The sequence below is a fragment of the Micromonospora sp. NPDC047620 genome (genome assembly GCF_043205005.1).
Taxonomy (GTDB): Bacteria; Actinomycetota; Actinomycetes; order Mycobacteriales; family Micromonosporaceae; genus Micromonospora.
Window position 1 is genome coordinate 1 of sequence record NZ_JBIDDG010000217.1, and the last position, 1011, is coordinate 1011.

Sequence of the window (1011 nt, forward strand, 5' to 3'; positions counted from 1 at the left end):
GTGCCGACGACCAGCACGCGGCCGGAGGGGGCGATCGAGCGCATGGCCGGCTGGAAGAACTCGAACAGCTGCGACAGTTCCTCCACGGTGCCGATGCCGGTGGCGTCGAACACCAGCGCGCCGAGCTTCACGCCCTGGGTGGGGGCGTCGACGAAGGTGTAGTCCGACAACAGGGTGCGCGCGGCGTCGGCGACGCGGCCCTTACCGCCGAGCAGGACCGGGCCGGGCAACGCCGGCTCGCCCGGGGTGTAGCGGCGCAGCTTCTCCGGCTGCGGCAGGCCCAACTTGCCGGCCAGGAAGGCGCCGGGGGCGGAATTGACGAACGAACCGTAAAGGTTGGGAGCACCCTTGCTCTTGCTGGCTGCCACTGTTCCTACCTTCTCCTTGTGTCGAATGTGGACGATCTGGACGTCTGCCGTTTCCGTATTTCCCCACTACCCCGCGCGTTGTAGCCCACATCTTCGGGGTACGGTGTCGACAATTAACTTACTCCAGAGTAAGTTTAATGTAAACCGACGGAATCGCCGGCAATACAGTCGGCCGGGTTACCGGCTTCGTCCCCAATATGCGGCATTCCCGGCTCCGGCCCCAGAAAACCCGACGAGACAGTGCCTACCCACCCGCCGGCTCCGCAACCTCCGCCGGCCCGACCGTCCCCCAAGGAGACTCGAGTGACTACCAAAGCCCGTTCGGCGAAGACCGCACCATCGAGCAGCCGGGCCGACAAGGCCAAGCAGGCCAAACCTGTCGCCGTCCTCGGCGGTAATCGGATCCCGTTCGCTCGCTCCGACGGCCGTTACGCCCGCGCCTCGAACCAAGACATGTTCACCTCCGCGCTGAACGGCCTGGTCAGCCGATTCGGGCTGCAGGGCGAGCGGCTGGGCATGGTCGTCGGCGGCGCGGTGCTCAAGCGCGTCGGCGAGCACGGCATGGTCCGCGAGAGCGTGCTGGGCAGCGAACTGTCGCCCTACACCCCCGCCCACGATCTGCAACTGGCCTGCGGCACGGGCC

The 1011-nt window shown here is 67.0% G+C and carries 2 pseudogenes; one reads left to right on the forward strand and one right to left on the reverse strand.

Annotation, left to right across the window (positions count from 1 at the left end):
• A pseudogene (locus ACGF5C_RS35380) lies at positions 1 to 368 on the reverse strand (short chain dehydrogenase); the annotation flags it as partial.
• 402 nt (positions 369 to 770) lie between these two features.
• Between ACGF5C_RS35380 and ACGF5C_RS35385 the strand changes: the two are divergent.
• Positions 771 to 1011: pseudogene (locus ACGF5C_RS35385) on the forward strand (acetyl-CoA C-acyltransferase); the annotation flags it as partial.